We start from the raw sequence: 19,525 nt of genomic DNA on the forward strand, positions 1-19,525 counted from the left end.
CGAGCGCGATGTTGCGTCGCGGAAGATTTTGCCCCCGCCGGATCGTGCGGCGTAGTTAAGATTTATTTAGGCGTTTTCGGCTACGCCGCGGGACACGTCACCGAGAACACCGCGCCTTCGTCATTTCCGCCCACGGCCAGCGAGTAGCCATGCAGTCGGACGATCGCGCTGACGATGGCGAGACCCAGCCCACAGCCAGGCTTCGTGCGCGTCTCATCGCCGCGGTAGAAACGGCGGAACACCGCTTCACGCTCACCGACGGGAATGCCGGGGCCGGTATCTGCGATCTCGACACGGGCATCGCCGGTGGGATCGGTGAGGGCGACCAGGCGGATAGCGCCCCCGTTCGGGGTGAACTTGATCGCATTGCCGACCAGGTTGGCGAATGCTTCGAACATCAGCTGCGGATCGCCACGTAGCGGCGGCAGCCCGCCTACAGTCAACTCGAAGTGCTGCTGCCGGTCCTCGGCAAGCGGAGCGTAAAACTCGTGCACGTTCCGCAGCACCGCGCCGAGATCCATGTTCTCGAAGCACGCGCTGCGCTGGCGATCCTCCAGCTCCGAGACGCGCAAGAGCGCGCGGAAGCGGGCCAGCACGGTATCGATTTCTTCGACGGCCGCCTCGAGTTGCTCGGCTGCCGGAGTGCCTTCGAACTGCTGCTGCACCCGATAGAGCCGCGTGCGCATGCGGGTCAGCGGCGTGCGCAGGTCATGGGCGATGTTGTCGGTAACACCTTTGACTTCACCGAGCAGGCGCTCGATCTCGCCCAGGGTGGTATTCACCGTTCCCGCGAGCAGGTCGACCTCATCGCCTGCGCGGCTGACCGGCAAGCGGACGCTGAGATCACCTTCGCGAATGGGCTCCATGGCGCGCTGGATCTCACGCACGCGTCGCGCAGGGCGACGCGCGATAAGGATACCGCCGAGCACACCCGGGATAAGCGTCAGCGAAAGGCCCCACAAGGCACCGCGGCGAATGATCGCGCCTAGCCCGTCGATCACGGCGCTCTCCTTGACCACGACCAGGCGCTGGCCGTTCGGCAAGGTGCTCGCCAGCGCACGCGTACGTCGTCCGTCACCCGCAGGGTGATCTTCGACCCGTGCTTTCACCGCGCGAGCAACGCCATCCTCATTGAGGTTGACCGGGATCTTCTCGATGTTGCCGGCAATCCGGTGACCCTTGGCATCAAACAAGCCGGCCGCCATGAATCCCGTGGCATCAATGGCGCCCGCCGCATCCACGGTATCGGGGAGCCGGCGCGGGTCCGTGCGTTCGAGATAATGCAGGCGCGCAGCCAGCATGCCATCCACCACATTGGTGAGATAACGCGACGACTCCCACTGGACCACGCCCAGCAGCACCACGCACCAGATGGCGAACAGCGCGCCATAAATGATGATCAGGCGCGAGGTGGCGGAACGCCAGGCGTCAGTCAGCGGGCGCAAGGACATACCCCGAACCGCGTACCGTGCGGATAAGTGGCACCTGGCCGGTGCCGTCGATCTTGCGGCGGAGCCGGCCGATATGGACATCGATCACGTTGGTGCCGGGATCGAAATGGAAGCCCCACACGTGCTCGAAGATCATCTGCCGGGTCACGACCTGGCCGGCATTGCGTATCAGGAATTCGAGCAGACGGAATTCGGTGGGCAAGAGGGTGAGCACCACGCCGCCGCGCACGGCGTGGTGCTTGACCAGGTCGAGCTCGAGATCCTCGACGCGGATTCGCGTCTCACCGGCTTCCGGGCGGCGGTGCCGGCGCAACAGCACCTCCGCGCGTGCCGCGAGTTCGTCCGGCGCGAACGGCTTGGTGAGGTAGTCGTCCCCGCCGGCACGCAGCCCACGGACGCGTTCGTCCACATCGGACAGCGCGCTGATCATGAGTACGGGCGTCTCGACGGAGCGCTTGCGCAATTCGGAAACCACATCGATGCCGTCCATGCCGGGCAGCATGCGGTCGAGGGTGATGATGTCGTAACCGTTCTCCAGCGCACGTGCGAGCCCGTCGCGGCCGTTGGCGACCCACTCGGCGCTCAGGCCGTGCGCACCGAGCTCCGCGACAATGTCGCGTGCAGTGACTTCATCATCTTCGATGACCAGGGCCCGGGGCATCCTTCTCACTCCACGTTCAAGACAACGGAAAACGGCCCCCGAGGGGGCCGTTCCGGATGTTACGCCGTTCGCAGCCCTCAGGCGGCGATGGCGACGCGCATCTTCTTCATGGCATTCGCCTCGATCTGGCGGATGCGCTCGGCCGAGACGCCGTACTCGTCAGCCAGGTCCTGCAGGGTGGCCTTGTTATCTTCGGCCAGCCAGCGGCGCTGGATGATGTCGCGCGAACGGGCATCGAGGTTACCCAGGGCAGAACCCAGGGCGCTCATCTGATTGCTCGAGGCGTCAGCTTCGGCCAGGTTGTCGTACGGATCGGCACCTTCATCGACCAGGAAGGCGGCCGGTGCCGGCTTCTCGTCGTCATCGGCATCGGCCGGGGCTTCAAAGCCCACGTCACGACCTGACAGGCGCGATTCCATCTCGCGAACCGTCGCTTCCGGCACGCCCAGGTCATGGGCGACCACGCGCACTTCCTCGGCATTCATCCAACCCAGGCGCTTCTTGCTCTTGCGCAGGTTGAAGAACAGCTTGCGCTGGGCCTTGGTCGTGGCGACCTTGACGATGCGCCAGTTTCGCAGGATGAACTCGTGCATTTCGGCGCGGATCCAGTGGACCGCAAAGCTGACGAGACGCACGCCCTGGTCCGGATCGAAACGCTTCACCGCCTTCATCAGGCCGATGTTGCCTTCCTGGATCAGGTCGGAGAGCTGCAGGCCATAGCCGTTGTAGCCGCGGGCGACGTGCACCACGAAGCGCAGATGGGACATCACCAGCTGGCGGGCCGCATCGAGATCGGCTTCGCCGTGGAACCGCCGCGCAAGCGCCTGCTCCTCGTCGAGGCTGAGCACCGGGATGCGATGGACGGCCGCGATGTAGGAATCCAGACTGCCAACGACGCTCGGTAGCCCGTAGTTACGGGTGGCGAGGGCTTGGGACATGTTTGGAACCTCCTGAAAGTCTCGGTGCAGGTTAGCAGTCCCATGGTGGGAGTGCTAACCCCTGCCGAAGTTCAAATTGGTTAGCTGTACTCAATGGTACAGAAATACCCCCTTGGTGTCCAGTGGGGGCCAGGGGGTATTCAGGAGGCAGACGGCCGGGCGGGGATCAGCGGCCGTGGGGCCGAGCCTATGTGCCCGTCCGGTAAAGGAAATGGTGTCGAAACACACCTATCTCAAGCCCTCGAAGGCTGTAGGCGAAGGTGGGCGTACCAGCAAGGCGGAAGCCTACGGGACGCCGCGAACAAAGCCGACTGAAGGCCAGGCGCCCGCTCTCTAGGCTGGCCGGATGGAGTTTCGATCCCGCATCCGGCCAGGTACCGTCCTCATCTGCGAGTTTCCACCCAAGGACCAGATCCGGCAGGGGGAAATGACCAAGGTGCGGCCTGTCATCGTGGTGAACCGGCGAATGGCCTCTCGGAAGGGTCTGGTGAACGTCGTTCCCGTGAGCATGACCGCGCCACACTCGCCGTCGCCATGGCATGTTCTCGTGCCTACGGCAGCCATGCCCGCAGGATGGCGCGAACGCCCTGGCGGGCGATGGGCTAAATGCGACATGGTCGCCACGGTCAGCGTTGAGCGTCTTCGTATATCGACGCGGTACGCTCGCACACCCATCTCCTACGTCGATGAGCAAACGCTCCGCGATATTCGTGCTGCGCTCGGCTACGTCTTCGAGGTTCTTTAAGAAAATCGCATTCTTGAGCCATGTCTGATTGCTTGGAGCGCCGCATAGCGATATGGTTCTCGCGTCGATCGGCAACACCGATCAAGACCTCACCATCGTCGTCCGGATGACCGGTGAGGCGGGCCACGTCACGATGACAAGTATGTGGTTGCTAAAGCCTGCGAGCCTCGGCCGCAGGCTTCTGTCACTAAACAATCGCGCGTACGATTCAACGCGTCTATCGGCGGGAACGCCGATTTCCAAGACTTCGATGCAGCGTTCAAACGGGATCGAGGCGGGCCGAAACACGATGACAAGTGATTCGGTTGCTACTTAGCCCGCGCGCTTCGGCCGCGGGCTTTTGTCTTTCAGGCTTTGAGTCAGGCACGGCATGGCTGTGGCACATCGATGGGCTCATCTTCCCTTCTGATCATGGCTTCGACACATGAACGTCACAGATGTCGGTGACGCGAAGTTCGATCATCCGACCCTCCCGCTGGATAACGCCGGTCCACAAGGCATCGATGCGCTTCCCCCGCTTCCCTGGAGGGAATGCATCGACTGCGGTACTTACTTCGGCACCCGCGCCAGCGCTAAAGCTACTGGGGACAATGCCCTGCTTTGGGCACGCTTCATCGAGCAGTACGGTGTGTTCCAGGCCATCGCTCCGGATCATCGCCCGGAAAGTGACCGTCTGGCCTTCCGCGGCCTCCGGGTGACTGACGATGTCGCACAGACGCCACTGACCACGTGCGTCGGCTCCGATGGTCCGGCACGCCGCCAGAGGAAGCAGCGTAAAGAAAAACGCGGCCGCGACGCACGGACGGGGCATCATGGGCTGTCCGTGTCATTTTGCATTTTCAGCCAAGGTCCTCTCGTGACGGTAGGGACCAATCGATCGGCAGCTTGCCACGTGAGGCCAGGTAAGCGTTCGCCGTTGCGAAATGCCCGCAGCCCATGAAACCCCGGTGCGCCGATAGAGGCGAGGGATGCACGCTGCGCAGGATGCAATGACGCTTACCGTCGATGAGCTGGCCCTTCTTCTGCGCGTGGCTTCCCCAAAGCATGAAGACGAGGCCTTCGCGTTCGCGGTTCAACGCATCGATCGCGGCATCGGTGAAGCCTTCCCAGCCGCGCCCCTGGTGCGAAGCCGCCTGCCCCGCCTCCACGGTGAGCACGGCGTTGAGCAGCAGCACGCCACGATCCGCCCATGGCGTGAGGCAGCCGTGGTCAGGGCGGGGGATATCGAGGCAGCTCTCGATTTCCTTGAACATGTTCTGCAACGACGGCGGCACGCGTACGCCGGGGCGAACGGAAAAACTCAGGCCATGCGCCTGGCCTGGCCCGTGGTAGGGATCCTGGCCGAGGATGACGACGCGGACCTTGTCGAACGGCGTGTGTGCGAACGCGTTGAAGATCTCCGGACCGGGCGGATAGATCTCCTTGCCGTGCGCCTTCTCATCACGCAGGAAAGCTGAGAGCGCGAGCATCTCGGGCCGATCCAGATAATCGCCGATGCGCTCCTTCCACGAAGGCTCGAGCTTGACGCGATCGTTCAATGTTCCGCCTTCGCACGTAGGTGCAACGCCACGCGCAACTGGAACAGCAGCTTTGTGATGAGCAATTTCTCTTCCACCGGCTTCTCGACCAGATCGTTCGCACCCGCGCGCAGCAGCGCAGCCTGGTTCGCTGGGTTCTCGTCGCCGGTCATGATCAGCGTGGGCAGCTTGCCCTTGCCGTAGCCGAATTCATTGCGGATGCGCTCAACCAGATCGCCGCCGGTCAGCTCGCCCTTAAGGCTGACGTCGGTGAGCACGATATCCGCACCGACCTTGCCCTCGGCCTTCGCGGCGCGCAGGAACTCGATCGCATCTTCCGCGCTGATGACGTGATGCACGGTAAGCCCGTACTTCTCCATCATGCGACGCGTGGCCAGCGCGACCACGCGGCTGTCTTCGACGTAGAGCACCTCACCTTCCGCGCCACCCTCGGGGCGCACGTAGCCACGGATGAATTCCGCGAGCGCCTCGAAGCCGAGTGACTTATCGAAGTAATCCGTGACGAACTCACCGAGTTCGCGGCGGTGCAGACGCTGCTCGACATCGCCTGATACGACGACGATGGGCATGTAGATCTGCGGGCCCGCTTCGCGTACGAAGCGCGCGACATCCAGCCCGTCCATGTCGGGCAGGCGCAGGGCCACGGTGACGAAATCGAACACCCCGCGCTGCAGTTCCATCTGCGCTTCGGCACCGGTGCCCACGCCAACGATCTCCACGCCGGGCACTTCCGCCGCCACCACGCGCGAAATCAACGAACGGACCACCTTGGAGCCGTCGACCAGCAAGATGCGTGGCGTGGCGCCAGCGACGCCTGATCCGATATGCGATGCCACCCCCAGCCTCCCCTCAACCCGCCGCGACGCGGCGGATCTGTCGTGCGCTGACCAACCGCGCGCCGAGCCAGCCGAGGATGGCGGACGCGAGCGGCACCGAAAGAAGCAACCAGACGGGCAGGCCGCCAAACTGCACGCTGCCATCGTAAGCGGCGGCGAGGCGACCGACCGGGCCGGCCATGGCGAGCTCGATCATCACCGCAAGGACCACGGCGAGGATGCCGGCAAGCAGACCGAGCCAGATACCGGTGTAAAGATAAGGCCGCCGTACGAACGGCCGGCTGGCGCCGATCAGGAGCAGCACGCCGATTTCTTCGGCGCGGCTCTGGATATCGACGCGAATGGTGTTGCCGACCACCAGCAGCGCGGCCACGCCGAGCAACAGCGCCAGCAGGATCGTGGCGCGCGCACCGACACCCAGGATCGCATCGAGCCGCTGGCGCCAGGCACCCGTGTCCTGGACCAGATCGACGCCGGGCGTCGCCTTCATCGATTCGATCAGGCGACTGGCATCCTCGGCGGAGAGATTCGGCTTGGGCTGCACGGAAAGAACGTAGGGCAACGGGTTCTCATCGAGCGATTGCAGCGCACCGGAGAAGCCCTGCACTTCCGCCAGCTCAGCCAAGCCATCCTTCGGCGTGCGCACGGTGATTTCCTGCACCTCCGGCCGGCCGCGCAGGGCCGACGCCGCGGTTTCCGTCATGCCCGCGTTCTGGCCGGGCTTCATGAAGGCACTGATGGTCTGGTTGCGGCCGAGGGCATCGCCCATGCGCTCGACGTTGCCAAGCAGCAGGTAAAAGGCGAGCGGGAGCGCCAGGGCCACGCCCATGACGGCGACCGTCAACAACGTGCCCAGCGGGCGAGCGGCGAGGCGGCGCCAGCTGATGGAAAGACTCCAGGCGTGGTGTTCACGCCAGGCGCCGATGTGATGCGGCGTGGTGCGCCGGGTCTTTTCCGGCTCGGGGGCGCGGCGCGACTCGCGGGCGGTGTTCATACCACCTCCGTAGCGGGCACGTCGGCCACGAGTTTGCCATGGTCGAGGACCACGACGCGTTTCTTCATGCGCTTGATCAGCATCAGGTCGTGGCTTGCGACGAGGACGGCGGTGCCTACCGCCTGGAATTCGGCGAACAGGCCCATGATCTCCATGGCCAGCTGCGGATCGAGGTTACCGGTGGGCTCATCAGCGATGAGCACGGCAGGCTTGGCGACAATCGCGCGGGCGATGCCGACGCGCTGCTGCTCACCCGTCGAGAGAGTCACCGGCAGCTGCTTTTCGTAGCTGAGCAGGCCGACCTTTTCCAGGGCAGCGCGCACGCGGCGGGCCCGCTCCGTCGGCGACACACCCGCGATGACCAACGGGAGCTCGACATTGGCGAAGACGCTGCGATCGAGCAGGAGGCGATGGTCCTGGAAGACCATGCCCAGCTTGCGGCGGATCCGGGGGACGTCAGATGAGCGGACGGTGCTGAGCTTCTGGCCGTCGAGGGTGACGACACCGTGGGTCGGGCGCTCGATCATGGCCAGCAGCTTGAGCAGGGTGCTCTTGCCGGCACCGGAGTGCCCGGTGACGAATGCCATCTCACCGGCATCGACCTGGAACGAGACATCCGTAAGGGCCTGGTGGTCGCCCTCGTATCGTTTGCTCACCAGATCGAAACCGATCACCGCGCTACCCGTTGGCCCGTGAATCCTAGAGGATAAGGGATGCGACGGGTGTTTGCGGTGGTCGGTTTCGCGGTTCCTCGCTTATTTTCCGCCGAAGATGCGACCCAGGCGGCGGAAGAAGCCTTCTTTCTTCACCGGGGTGGCAGCCGGGGCCACGGTGGTGGCCGGGCGGGCAGCGGCGACGTGGCGCGAAGGACGGCGGCTTCCGTTTGTGCCGGCACCCTCATTGGCGCCTGAACGCGGCGTCGCAGCCGTGCTCGCGTCCTGGATCCGGACGTTCTGCGTACCCTCGGCGCCCTCGCGGCGGCCGCGGCCACGACCGCCACGGCGGCGGCGCTTCTTGGTGGCCGATTCGGCGGCCATCGCCTCGGCGGCGGCCGGCAGTTCGGCCACGGTCTCGGCCACGACCACGGTCTTCACCGGTACTTCGGTCGAGTTGGCGGCGGGGGCATCCTGACGCGGGCGGCGCTCGCGGCTTTCGGAGCGCTCGCCGGAACGCGAGCCGGGACCGGAACGCGAGCCCGGGCGCGAGCCCGAACCCGAACCCGAACGCTGACCATCGCGGCCGCGCCCCCCCTTCTCAGGCGGGGCGCCACGGGTCGGTACGTGGCCGCCGGTGTCGTTCGGATCGTCCACTTCATCCTGCACGCCATCGGCACGCGGGCGCGCCGCCGGCATCACCAGCATCCGCGCGTCGATCGACGCGGTGGGAATCTTCTGGTTGATATAGGTCTCGATGTCCGGCAGACCCATTGCGTACAGGTCGCAGGCGAAGCTGATGGCATCGCCTTCAGCCCCCAGGCGCGCGGTACGGCCGATACGATGGACGTAGTCCTCGGCATCCTGCGGCAGGTCGTAGTTGAAGACGTGGCTGACCGCCGGGATGTGCAGGCCACGGGCGGCAACGTCGGTTGCCACCAGCAAGTCGATCTGGCCATCCTGGAACCGCTGCAGGAGCTTCTGGCGCTTGACCTGCGGCACGTCGCCGGAAATGGCGCCGACGCGGAAGTTGTGGCGCTTCAGGCGATCGGTGATGCGCTCGGCGGCGGCCTTGGTATTCACGAAGATGATGCTGCGCTCGGCCTTGCTCTCCTCAAGCAGGTTCAGCAGCAGCGGCATCTTTTCTTCCTTGGACGGGAAGTAGACGACCTGGCGGACGCGATCGGCAGTGACGTTCTCGGTTTCCACGACGAGCTTTTCCGCTTCGTGCATATGCTCATAAGCCAGCTCGAGCACGCGGTGGCTCAGGGTCGCGGAGAACAGCAGGACCTGGCGCTTTTCGCGGGCCGGCAGGCGGCGGAAGATGAAGCGCACGTCCTTGATGAAGCCAAGGTCGAACATGCGATCGGCTTCGTCGATGACCATGACTTCGACACTGCCGAAACCGAAGACATCCTGCTTGTAATAGTCGAGCAGGCGGCCCGGCGTCGCGATGATGATGTCGCAGCCGTCGCGAAGCTGCTGGCGCTGCTTGTCGTAGTCCACGCCGCCGTAGATCAGGGCGCTACGCAGACCGGTCGCCTTGCCGATCGTCTGGAAGTCCTTTTCGATCTGGATGGCGAGTTCGCGGGTGGGCGCGATGATCAGGGCGCGCGGATCGGAATCCTTGCGCCCCGCCGCAGCCGGGTTCCTGAGAAGGCGATCCATCAGCGCTACGAGGAACGCGAAGGTCTTGCCGGTGCCGGTCTGGGCCTGGCCGGCGACATCGCGGCCCGTGAGGGCCATGGGCAGGGTCAGCGCCTGGATCGGCGTGCAACGGGTGATGCCGGCAGCGGCGAGACCCTGGTGCAGCAACGGGTGGAGGTCGAGGTTTTCGTAGAAGACGTCGGTAAGTACGGTCTGGGACATGATGGGCCTGGAAACGTGCGCCGCGGATACGCGGCGCCGCCCCTGTGGCAAGCAATGCACACGGGACGGTGGGTTGGTCCGGCCGGCGTCACGGGAGGGTCGCAGACCCCCGGTTGCCAGCCCGGCGGCGTGTCGACGCGCCCGGCGCACGGTGGCCGGAGGCGGTGGTGACCGGCCCGAGGGTTCCCGCTGGCATAGCTGAACCGGCTGCGCGAACCGGTTTACCTATGTCAACGGAAACCATCCGCTGGCACCTTGAATCGCTTGTATCGCGCCCCTAGTTCGGTTGGAATGAGGGCCACCGGCCGCAATGGCCAAGACCTTCGGTTCCGGTTGGACCCGCGACATGGGGCTCCTAAGTGTAGCCGATGCCAGCGTCACGGTCGTCAACCCCCTTTAACCCGCTTTGGAGACCACGGTGAGCGACAAGATCACCCACACCAGCGACGCCGCCTTCCAGAAGGACGTCCTCGATTCCGACACCCCTGTCCTGCTCGATTTCTGGGCGGAATGGTGCGGTCCGTGCAAGGCCATCGCGCCGGCCCTCGATGAACTCGCCGGCCAGTACGAAGGCAAGGTGAAGATCGTCAAGATCAACATCGACGAAAACCAGCAGACCCCGCGCCAGTTCGGCGTCCGTGGCATCCCCACCCTCATGGTGTTCAAGGATGGCAAGGTCGCTGGTACCCAGATCGGTGCCGTGAGCAAGGGCCAGCTCGACCAGTTCATCCAGAAGTCCATCTGAAGCCCGTCAGGCTTCTTGGCCGCCGCGTGGGGCGCTTTACCTTCCGCCCCACGCGATGCTAGGCTCTAGGCGTTCGCCCCGGGACACCTCGCTGTCCCCCATGCCGCGAACCCTCCCACCTTCTTCTTTTAACGGCGCCCCGTGAGGTTTGCCCGTGTCCGATATCGAAACTAAAGACTCCATCGACGCCAAGGGCGCCGGCGACAAGCCTGCGGCCGAACCGCGTCCACGCAGAACCCGCAAGGCGCCGGCTGCCGAAGCACCTGCGGTAGAGACGAGCGCTCCAGCACCGGCTCCCGCACCGAAGCCGCCGGCACCGCCCACGCCGCCGCCGCTGCCGCCAGTGCCCACACCGCAGACGGAGATGCAGCTCAATCACCCGCCAGCTTCCAGCGAAGTTCGCCAGCCGCAGGAATCGCGTGAAGGCGGCCCGTCACAGGGTGGCCAGTCGCAGGGTGGCGGCCAGTCGCAGGGCGGCCCCCGTGAGCGAGACGGCCGCGGCCGTCGCCGCCGTAACGACCGCAACGACCGCAACGACCGCGGCCCGCAGCAGTCCCGCCAGGGCGGCGGCAACTCCGGTGGCAATGGTGGTGGCAACTACCAGCACCAGCGCAACAACAATAACAACGGCTATCCGGTCGACGACGACGAGAATGCCGATGCCGGCAGCAACGATCGCCTGATCAACCTGACCGAACTCAAGCGCAAGAACTCGATCCAGCTCCTGGAGTTCGCCGAGTCGCTGGGTATCCGCGAGGGCGTCGCACGCCAGCGCAAGCAGGATGTGGTGTTCAGCGTCCTCAAGGCGCACGCACGCTCCGGTGGCGGCATCTGGGCGGAAGGCGTGCTCGAGATCCTGCAGGACGGCTTCGGCTTCCTGCGCTCGGCCGATGAGTCCTATCTGGCCGGCCCGGACGATATCTACGTCTCGCCCAGCCAGATCCGCCGCTTCAACCTGCGCACCGGCGATTACATCACCGGTCGCGTGCGCCACCCGAAGGAAGGCGAGCGGTACTTCGCCATGCTCAAGGTCGACGACATCAACGGCGATCCGCCGGAGGCGTCGAAGAACAAGCTCCTGTTCGAAAATCTCACCCCGTTGTTCCCGCGTAAGTCGTTCAAGCTCGAGCGCGGCAATGGTTCCACCGAAGACATCACCGGCCGTATCCTCGACCTGGTGGCGCCGATCGGTCGCGGCCAGCGCGGCCTTATCGTCTCCCAGCCCAAGTCGGGTAAGACGATGATGCTGCAGAACATCGCGCAGGCCATCCAGTACAACCACCCCGACGTCCACCTGATCATGCTGCTGATCGATGAACGCCCGGAAGAAGTGACGGAAATCGCCCGCACCGTTCGCGCCGAAGTCATCAGCTCCACCTTCGACGAGCCCGCCGTGCGCCATGTGCAGGTCGCCGAGATGGTGATCGAGCGCGCCAAGCGCCTGGTCGAGCACAAGCGTGATGTCGTGATCCTGCTCGATTCGATCACCCGCCTGGCCCGCGCCTACAACACCGTGGTCCCGAGCTCCGGCAAGGTTCTCACCGGTGGTGTCGACGCCAACGCCCTGCAGCGCCCGAAGCGCTTCTTCGGCGCCGCACGTAACGTGGAAGAAGGCGGCAGCCTCACGATCATCGCCACGGCGCTGACCGACACCGGCTCCAAGATGGACGAGGTGATCTACGAGGAGTTCAAGGGCACCGGCAACATGGAAGTGCACCTGTCCCGCCGCATCTCCGAGAAGCGCGTCTACCCGGCGATCGACATCAACCGCTCCGGCACCCGCCGCGAAGACCTGCTGATCGATCCGGACCTGCTCGCCAAGATCTGGATCCTGCGCAAGCTGCTCCACCCGATGGATGAACTGGCCGCCATGGAGTTCATGCTCGACAAGATGAAGAACACCAAGTCGAACGACGAGTTCTTCAACTCGATGAGGCGCTGAAGTCCAGTAATGGCACGTTGAAAGGCCGCCCCTCGGGGCGGCCTTTTTTCTTGTCCGGGGCGCAGGCGGCTGTCGTTGGCATTTGCTACGCTCCGCGGCGGGCATGACACCTTTTCCCGGGCGGCATGCGCCCCCATGTCGGGGCGGCTACGGCCCCTGCCGTCCCTTGCCAAGGAAAGTGAAGTGTCCATTCCCAGCGCCGCCAAGAGCACGCCCATCGGCGACCGTAACGATCTGGTTGCCAACCTTGCCGAGGGCGAAAAGCCGCGTGAGCAATGGCGCATCGGTACCGAGCACGAGAAATTCGGCTTCTACACGGATGACCTGACCCCGCCGCCTTTCGAAGGACCGCGCCCGGGTATCCGGGCCATCCTCGAAGGGCTGGCCGAGCGTTACGACTGGTCGATCGCCCGTGAAGGCGACACGCCGGTCGCACTGACCAAAGGCAAGGCCAACATCACCCTTGAGCCAGCCGGCCAGCTGGAGCTTTCCGGCGCGCCTCTGGAGTCGATCCACCAGACCTGCGACGAGGTGAGTGAACACCTGGCAGAAGTGCGCTCGGTCGCCGACCAGTTTGGTATCGGCTTCCTCGGCATGGGCTTCCAGCCGAAGTGGCGCCGCGACCAGATGCCGTGGATGCCCAAGGGCCGCTACAAGATCATGCGTGAGTACATGCCCAAGGTCGGCTCGCTCGGCCTGGATATGATGACCCGCACCTGCACCGTGCAGGTGAACCTGGATTACGCGACTGAAGCCGACATGGTGAAGAAGTTCCGCGTGGCACTGGCCCTGCAGCCGATCGCCACCGCGCTCTTCGCCAACTCGCCGTTCACCGAAGGCAAGCCCAACGGTTTCAAATCGTTCCGCTCGCAAGTCTGGACCGATACCGACCCGGACCGTACGGGCATGCTCGACTTCGTGTTCGAAGACGGCTTTGGCTACGAACGCTACATCGATTACGTTCTTGGCGTGCCGATGTACTTCAGCTACCGCGATGGCAAGTACGTCGACCTGTCGGGCCAGGATTTCCGCAAATTCATGCGCGGTGAGGTCGCTGCCCTGCCGGGCGTGAAGCCCACGATCAAGGACTGGGCCGATCACCTGACCACCGCGTTCCCGGAAGTGCGCCTGAAGCAGTACCTGGAAATGCGTGGCGCCGACGCCAGCCCGTGGAACCAGCTGTGCGCCCTGCCCGCGTTCTGGGTCGGCCTGCTCTACGACGATGTCGCGCTCGATGCCGCGTGGGATCTGGTCAAGGACTTCAGCAAGATCGAACGCCATGCGCTGCGTGATGGCGTGCCGAAGCATGCGCTTGACCTCAAGTTCCGTACCCACACGGTGCGCGAGCTCTCGCTCGAAGCACTGAAGATCGCCGAGCACGGCCTCAAGCGCCGTAACGTACTCAGCTCGCGCGGCGCGGATGAATCCATCTACATCGAGCCGCTGCTGGAGATCGCGCTGTCGGGCAAAACCCAGGCCGATACGAAGCTCGAGCAGTTCCATGGCAACTGGAACGGCAGCGTGGATCCGTTGTTCAAGGAATACGCGTACTGAGCTGACCTGCCTTGTAGGAGCGCGATCGCGCGCAAGCGCGCTCCTACAGGGCATAAAAAAACCTCCCCGTCGCCGGGGAGGTTTTATTTCAGCACCTGTTCGCTTAAGCGATCAGAACTGGTACTTGGCCGACAGGCTGAGCAGGTTGCCCTTGTCGTCGTTCTCGCCGATGAGCTTGTCCTGCGTCGAGCTGACGGAACCAGCGATGTGCGCCTTGTTCACGAAGATGTGAGCGTAGCCGGCGTTGATCTCGAACCGCTCCGACACCTTGTAGCCGGCACCGAAGGCGAGCCACTTGCGGGTCGAATCCGGCACGCGCGGCGAGCGGGTATCGTCATAAGTCGGGGTGGTGTCGACTGCGATACCGCCACGGACGGTGAACTTGTCGGTGACGTAGTACTCACCACCCACCGACGCGAACCAGCTGTTGTTCCACTCGTAGACTTCGGAGGTCGGCGGCTGGTTCGGGTTCGAGTAGTTGACCGTGAGGTTCTTGAACGAATCCCACTTGGTCCACGACAGGTCGAAGCCGAGGCCGAACTTCTCGTCCTGGTGCCAGAAGCTCGCGGTAGCGACCGACGGGGTTTCGAAGCCCGCGGTGCCATTGGTGTGCGTGAACGGCGGCTGGCCCTGGAACAGGCTGGAGAGCGCCGGGTTCGACAGCAGGGCCGACACGTTGCTCGGCACGGTGAAGTTACCGGTGCCTTCCAGGTGGTGCTTGATCGCGCTGCGGTAGTTCAGCGCGAAACGATCCTGCGCGGTGAGCTTCCACAGGGCGCCGAGCTGCCAGCCGTAGGCCCAGTCATCACCCTTGATCTTGGCGACGCCATCGCTGCCCGGGGGCACGACGGTGCTGATCAGGCGCAGGTAGGTCGGCGCGGCGGCGGCCGGGATGGCGCCCGCGGCCACGCCCTGCTGCAGCAGGCCGAGCGCGGCGCTGTTGTAGTTGATGGCGCTGGTCAGTTCGGCAGTGGTCTTCTGCGCGATGAAGCTGGCGCCGAGCGAGAACGAATCGCTGACGTCAAACGAAGCCGACAGGGTGGCGTCGTACGACTTGAAGTCGGACTTGATGGCGTTATAGCGACCCTTCCAGTCGGAGTCGTACTCGGTCTTGAAGCCGAACGGCGCAGTCAGGCCAAAGCCGACGTGGACGCGATCGCTCACCTTCGAGGCGATGTAGAAGGCCGGGACCGGGATCGTGGTGCCGGCGTCGCCGCCGTTACCGCCGGAGATGGGGCGGCCCTGGGCATCCGTGGAGGTGCCGTGGAACTTGGTGCTGAAGTTGATGCCGGTGACGTCGGCCTGGAAGGTGTTGCCATCCAGCATGGTCATGGCGGCCGGGTTGTTCACGATCACCGAGGCATCGTCACCCGCGGCGGTCGAGCCGGCGAAAGCGCGGCCGAGGGCCTTGGCGCTGTTTTCCTTCAGCTGGAACGCGCTGGCGTGTGCAGCCTGCGGAGCCACGAGCGCGCCGGCAATGGCCAGCGAAAGGGCTGCGACGGCCAGCGGGCGGGTATGAAGTTTGATCTGCATGCGAAGCGGCTCCTGCTTATTGTTCTGACGGGATCGAACGGGGCGGAAAACGGAAAGTTTAGCCGTTTTCATACGCGCGTTTAACAATCTGGGGTCGAACTCTGGCCGAGTTGACGAATATTTTGCAAGTGCACCCGCAACAAACCTGAAACAGGCCACAGTTACAGGCCCTCGTGGCCGGCCCCGATCCAGTAGACTGTGCAACCACGCCGCCGCGAGACCTGCCGTCATGCACTGCTTCGTCTACGCTAGCCTGCGCAAGCCCGATACTTATGTGTGGCTCTCCCGTCGGGAGGGCTTCGACGTGCTACCCGAGCCCCTGGTTCTTCTGCTCGGCGAATTCCGCTTTGTGCTCGAGGTGGAGCTGACCGCGCAGCGCAAGCTGCCTCAGGAAGACACTGAGAAAGTTCTTGCCGCGCTCAGCAGCCAGGGCTGGCATCTTCAGGCGCCATCCAACGAAACGCTCAGCGTCTGCAACCAGCCGAACCTGAACCGGGAAATCGACCCCGACGCGTCGCTCGTCCGGGCCTGACTGGCCGAAACCGTGCATGGGTGAAACGTGCAACCCGGGTTAACGCGACGTTACCGCGTGCCTGTGTCGTGGTCCGTATACTCGCGCGCATGGCCAATCCCAAACGTCGTCGACCGCCGCTGATCAAGGCGCTGCCCTGGTTCCTGCCCGCCCTTGCCGCTGTCGCGTGCGCTGGCCTCACCGCCTCCCCGCTGGCGCTTATCCCGCTATTGCTGGCCAACACCCTTGCCATGGCCGCCGTGTGCCACGCCATCGGTTTCGACCCCGAGACGAGTTACCTGCGCACCGCCCTGCGCCGTGGTTCGGCCTATGTGGTCATGTTCACCGTCTATACCTTCGTCGTGTTCGTACTCGTGGCCTGGCCGTTGCTCAAGCTCACCCAGGCGCCGAGCCTCAGCTACGCCCTGCTGCTCGCCGCCACCCTGGTGGCCGCATTGGGCGCCCTGTGGCGGGTTTGGCCGGCGTTCGGGCTGGTTTACCTGTGGGATGACGCCTACCCGGAAAGCAGCGGCGATGGCTCCTGGATCTTCACCGCCATGGCGAGGTCGCTCAGCTTCGGGCGCCATCTTTCCGCCGAAGAACGGTTCTTCACGCATTTCCTGCCCGCGGCACTGAGCCTGCTCGTACTGGCGTTCTGCGCGGTTGCCCTGTCGGGGCTCTATGGCGTTTTCCCTGCGGAAATGCGCATCGCCGCGCTGGGCATTTACGCCGTGGTGCTGATCCCCACGTGCACCCTACTCATCGCAAACCGAACCTTGCGCACCTTGCTCTGCGACCGCCGCGGGCATATCCGCACCGCACGCGCCGAGGCGCGACGCGAACCGGCCCTCAGCGACGCACACCACGTGCCGGCCCCTTCGCCGATCCCGGAACTCTCCACCGAGGAGCGTCAGCCGGAAATCCGGGATGGCGCCCTGCTTGCGGCGATCCGTTCCGGTGACGTGGCACGGGCTGTCGCGCTGGTCGATGCAGGTGCCAACCCCAATACCGAGGCCGAGCCCGGTGATCGTGACCAGCGGCCCGTGCTCACCCTGGCCGCGCTTTCCGCGGATACCCGCCTGCTGCGTGCGTTGATCGCACGCGGCGCCGACGTCAACCGCGCCCACCACGGCGTGACCGCGCTACTGGCCGCTTCCCGCGATAGCTGGCATGGCCGGCCGGACGCGGTGCTCACGCTGCTATCCAATGGCGCCAGCGCCACGGCGACCGACGCCGAAGGCAATACCGCCCTTCACGGTGCCGTGCTCAGCGCCGAACCCATGGTCGCCGCGATGCTGCTCGACGCGGGCGCGGCGGTCGATGCCGTGAACGCCGCGGGCGAAACACCACTCGCTATCGCTTGCCGTGCGGCCAACTGGGCACTCGCGCGCTTCCTTCTGGAGCACGGCGCGAAGCCGGCACCGGTGGGTGCCGAGCCCGCGCTCGCCGCCGCGGCGAGTATCACGGACGACGATGCCGAAGGGATCAAGGTGGTCCTGCGCCACAAGGCGCCAGTGAACGGCGCGAACGCACACGGTCGCACGGCGCTTATGGGTGCCGCCGCCGAAGGCCACGAGCAGATCGCCCGTGCACTGCTGCAGGCCCACGCCAACCCGAACCTTGCCGACCGGCACGGCACCACGGCGCTGATGGAAGCCGCACGCGCAGGCGCCACTGGCATCGTGCAGATGCTCGCCGAGGCGCAGGCCGATGCCTCACCCCGCGATAGCCACGGCCGCGATGCGCTCACCCTGGCCTGCCAGTCGCCGCGCGCGCAGGCCGCTACCGTGCGCGCCCTGCTCGCCATGGGTGCGCAGCCGAAGGAAACGGGCGCCGATGGGCGCAGCGCGCTCGACCACGCCGCCGCGGGCGGGCGCTGGGATTTCGTCGCCTTGCTCGACCCGGAAACGCCGCTGCCGACATCGCTAAGCGAATCCGTGCTGCCCGAAGCCGGCGCGGATTCGCCCCTGCATCTGCACGACGCCTTGCGCTTTGGGCACTGGGCAGTGGCCTCCACGTTCGCGACCAAGGTGCGCGAGTGGCCGGTGGAGGAGCTGGCCACGCTCTATGTCGACCTTGCCGGTCCTGGCTTCGATGCCGCGCGTGCCTGGTTGTTCGATCACGGCTTGCCCGCCGAAGCGCGCCTGGCGCGACCTGCGGACGATACGGAAGACAGCCCCGGCCGCCGCCTGTTCGATGCCCTGCTACCGCAACTCCCCCAGTCCGCCGATGCCCTGCTGCAGCTGATGCACGCCGGTGCAACTCCGGCGGGCACCGGGTTGCTCGGCCAGGCCATCTGCCGGCTCGATGGCACGGATGAACGCCTGACCCTCGCCATGCTGGAGGCCGGTGCCGATCCGTTTGGCCCCGACGCGCGCGGCCGCACACCCGTACACATGGCGGCAGCCACGGGGGCGGCGCGCTTGCTCAGCGCCCTGCTCGCCCGCGGCCTCGATCCGAACGTGCGCGATGCAGGTGGGCGAACCCCCTTGCATGCCGCCCTGGAACATGGCGGTGATGCGCTGCCGCTGGTTCGCCTGCTCGTCGCGAACGGCGCCGACCCGGAGGCTGCCGACGTCAATGGTGAAACCCCCTACGGCCTCGGCATTGGCCATGGCGACGTCGAGCGTTGGCTGAGTTGGCCTCTCTGGCCCCTGCCCGGCCGGCCGCTTCGTGCCTCCGATCTCCCGGCGGCTGCCGCTGCGGGCGATACCCAGGCCATCGATCGCCTGCTGGAACTGGGCTTCGATGTCGACACGCGTGACTCGCAGGGCGCCACCGCCCTGCTTCGCGCAGCGGGTGCGGGCCAGGTCGATGTCGCGAGCCACCTGCTCGATGCAGGTGCCGATGCCGCGACAGGCGCGCCATCGGGTGTGACGCCACTGGCTGCCGCGGTCAATGCGCGCCGTGACGGTGTCGTTGAGCGGCTGCTTGCCCACGGTGTCGCGGTCGATCAACGCCTGCCCGGCGAGACGACGGCACTGATGATCGCCGCTGCGCTGGGTTATCCGGATATCGTTGAACGCCTTCTCGCCGCCGGCGCTGATGCCAATGCGGAAGACGCACACGGCCACACCGCGATCCACGCGGCCGCCCAGTACTGTTTCGGCGACAGCGACAGCCTGCGCGCGCGCCGCCTGCTCGATATGGTGATCGGCAAGGCAGCGGACCTGAACAAGGTCGACAAGGACGGCGCCACGCCACTCCTGCTGCTTCTGGGTGCGCACATGCGCCCGGGCGTCTCCGCCGATGCCACCCACCTCGGTGCGCTGGTCCCCGTCTTGCTCGATGCCGGCGCGAAAATAGAACATGCAGACCACCGCGGCGTCAGCGCACTGCATGCGTGTGCCATGCATGCCTTGTTGCCGCCTGCACGCGTGCTCCTGCAGCGCGGGGCCAACCGCAACGCGGCGGATGCGTTTGGGCGAACCGCGGGGGATGTCGCGCGGCACCTGGGCTATGTCGATATCGCGCATGAGCTTGGGGTCCGCGCTAATGCGATTCCCAGTGTGCGGCAGACGTTGCGGCAGCCGGCGCAGCCCGAGTAAAAGCATC

Annotated in this window: 16 protein-coding genes; 6 read left to right on the forward strand and 10 right to left on the reverse strand. The window is 65.4% G+C overall.

The window, feature by feature from the left end; translation table 11 throughout:
* Positions 1 to 80: 80 nt before the first annotated feature.
* The 3 genes from VGN46_RS07320 to rpoH form a co-directional block, all read right to left on the reverse strand.
* On the reverse strand, positions 81 to 1,451 hold the full coding sequence (locus tag VGN46_RS07320; protein WP_331642221.1) for a HAMP domain-containing sensor histidine kinase: 1,371 nt from the start codon (positions 1,449 to 1,451) through the stop codon (positions 81 to 83).
* Positions 1,429 to 2,112 carry a response regulator transcription factor gene (locus tag VGN46_RS07325; protein ID WP_331642223.1) on the reverse strand — a complete coding sequence of 228 codons (684 nt, stop codon included), beginning with the start codon at positions 2,110 to 2,112 and terminating at the stop codon, positions 1,429 to 1,431. The genes VGN46_RS07320 and VGN46_RS07325 overlap by 23 nt, the downstream gene beginning before the upstream one ends.
* Positions 2,113 to 2,189: 77 nt before the next feature.
* Positions 2,190 to 3,050: an RNA polymerase sigma factor RpoH gene (rpoH, locus tag VGN46_RS07330; protein ID WP_331642225.1), complete on the reverse strand. Its 861-nt coding sequence runs from the start codon at positions 3,048 to 3,050 to the stop codon at positions 2,190 to 2,192.
* Between the two features lie 346 nt (positions 3,051 to 3,396).
* On the opposite strand from rpoH, the gene VGN46_RS20330 reads away from it, so the two are divergent.
* Positions 3,397 to 3,795, forward strand: coding sequence for a type II toxin-antitoxin system PemK/MazF family toxin (locus tag VGN46_RS20330; RefSeq protein WP_414675234.1), 399 nt, complete (start codon positions 3,397 to 3,399; stop codon positions 3,793 to 3,795).
* Positions 3,796 to 4,204: 409 nt separating this feature from the next.
* Here VGN46_RS20330 and VGN46_RS07335 read toward each other — a convergent pair whose 3' ends face one another.
* From VGN46_RS07335 to VGN46_RS07360, 6 genes are all read right to left on the reverse strand, one after another.
* A complete protein-coding gene (locus VGN46_RS07335) occupies positions 4,205 to 4,609 on the reverse strand; it encodes a hypothetical protein (protein ID WP_331642227.1) in 405 nt (134 codons plus the stop codon).
* A gap of 25 nt (positions 4,610 to 4,634) precedes the next feature.
* On the reverse strand, positions 4,635 to 5,333 hold the full coding sequence (ung, locus tag VGN46_RS07340) for a uracil-DNA glycosylase (protein WP_331642229.1): 699 nt from the start codon (positions 5,331 to 5,333) through the stop codon (positions 4,635 to 4,637).
* Complete coding sequence (locus tag VGN46_RS07345) at positions 5,330 to 6,169, reverse strand: response regulator (RefSeq protein WP_331642231.1); 840 nt, start codon at positions 6,167 to 6,169, stop codon at positions 5,330 to 5,332. The genes ung and VGN46_RS07345 overlap by 4 nt, the downstream gene beginning before the upstream one ends.
* Positions 6,170 to 6,182: 13 nt before the next feature.
* A complete protein-coding gene (ftsX, locus tag VGN46_RS07350; RefSeq protein WP_331642233.1) occupies positions 6,183 to 7,163 on the reverse strand; it encodes a permease-like cell division protein FtsX in 981 nt (326 codons plus the stop codon).
* Positions 7,160 to 7,837, reverse strand: coding sequence for a cell division ATP-binding protein FtsE (gene ftsE, locus VGN46_RS07355; protein ID WP_331642235.1), 678 nt, complete (start codon positions 7,835 to 7,837; stop codon positions 7,160 to 7,162). The genes ftsX and ftsE overlap by 4 nt, the downstream gene beginning before the upstream one ends.
* Before the next feature lie 81 nt (positions 7,838 to 7,918).
* On the reverse strand, positions 7,919 to 9,685 hold the full coding sequence (locus tag VGN46_RS07360) for a DEAD/DEAH box helicase (RefSeq protein ID WP_331642237.1): 1,767 nt from the start codon (positions 9,683 to 9,685) through the stop codon (positions 7,919 to 7,921).
* A gap of 418 nt (positions 9,686 to 10,103) precedes the next feature.
* Between VGN46_RS07360 and trxA the strand changes: the two genes are divergently transcribed.
* The 3 genes from trxA (at position 10,104) to VGN46_RS07375 (ending at position 13,926) form a co-directional block, all read left to right on the forward strand.
* Positions 10,104 to 10,430: a thioredoxin TrxA gene (gene trxA / locus VGN46_RS07365; protein WP_331642239.1), complete on the forward strand. Its 327-nt coding sequence runs from the start codon at positions 10,104 to 10,106 to the stop codon at positions 10,428 to 10,430.
* A gap of 154 nt (positions 10,431 to 10,584) precedes the next feature.
* A complete protein-coding gene (gene rho, locus VGN46_RS07370) occupies positions 10,585 to 12,372 on the forward strand; it encodes a transcription termination factor Rho (RefSeq protein ID WP_331642241.1) in 1,788 nt (595 codons plus the stop codon).
* Positions 12,373 to 12,555: 183 nt separating this feature from the next.
* A complete protein-coding gene (locus VGN46_RS07375) occupies positions 12,556 to 13,926 on the forward strand; it encodes a glutamate--cysteine ligase (RefSeq protein ID WP_331642242.1) in 1,371 nt (456 codons plus the stop codon).
* Positions 13,927 to 14,037: 111 nt separating this feature from the next.
* On the opposite strand, the gene VGN46_RS07380 is transcribed toward VGN46_RS07375, so the two are convergent.
* Complete coding sequence (locus VGN46_RS07380; RefSeq protein WP_331642244.1) at positions 14,038 to 15,459, reverse strand: OmpP1/FadL family transporter; 1,422 nt, start codon at positions 15,457 to 15,459, stop codon at positions 14,038 to 14,040.
* Between the two features lie 229 nt (positions 15,460 to 15,688).
* On the opposite strand from VGN46_RS07380, the gene VGN46_RS07385 reads away from it, so the two are divergent.
* Together VGN46_RS07385 and VGN46_RS07390 are read left to right on the forward strand one after the other, a co-directional pair.
* Entirely contained in the window at positions 15,689 to 15,991 is a 303-nt protein-coding gene (locus VGN46_RS07385) for a YcgL domain-containing protein (protein WP_331642246.1), read from the forward strand.
* 68 nt (positions 15,992 to 16,059) lie between these two features.
* Positions 16,060 to 19,518, forward strand: coding sequence for an ankyrin repeat domain-containing protein (locus VGN46_RS07390; protein WP_331642248.1), 3,459 nt, complete (start codon positions 16,060 to 16,062; stop codon positions 19,516 to 19,518).
* Positions 19,519 to 19,525 lie beyond the last annotated feature (7 nt).

The sequence above is a fragment of the Luteibacter sp. genome (assembly GCF_036500425.1).
In the GTDB taxonomy this organism is placed as follows: domain Bacteria; phylum Pseudomonadota; class Gammaproteobacteria; order Xanthomonadales; family Rhodanobacteraceae; genus Luteibacter.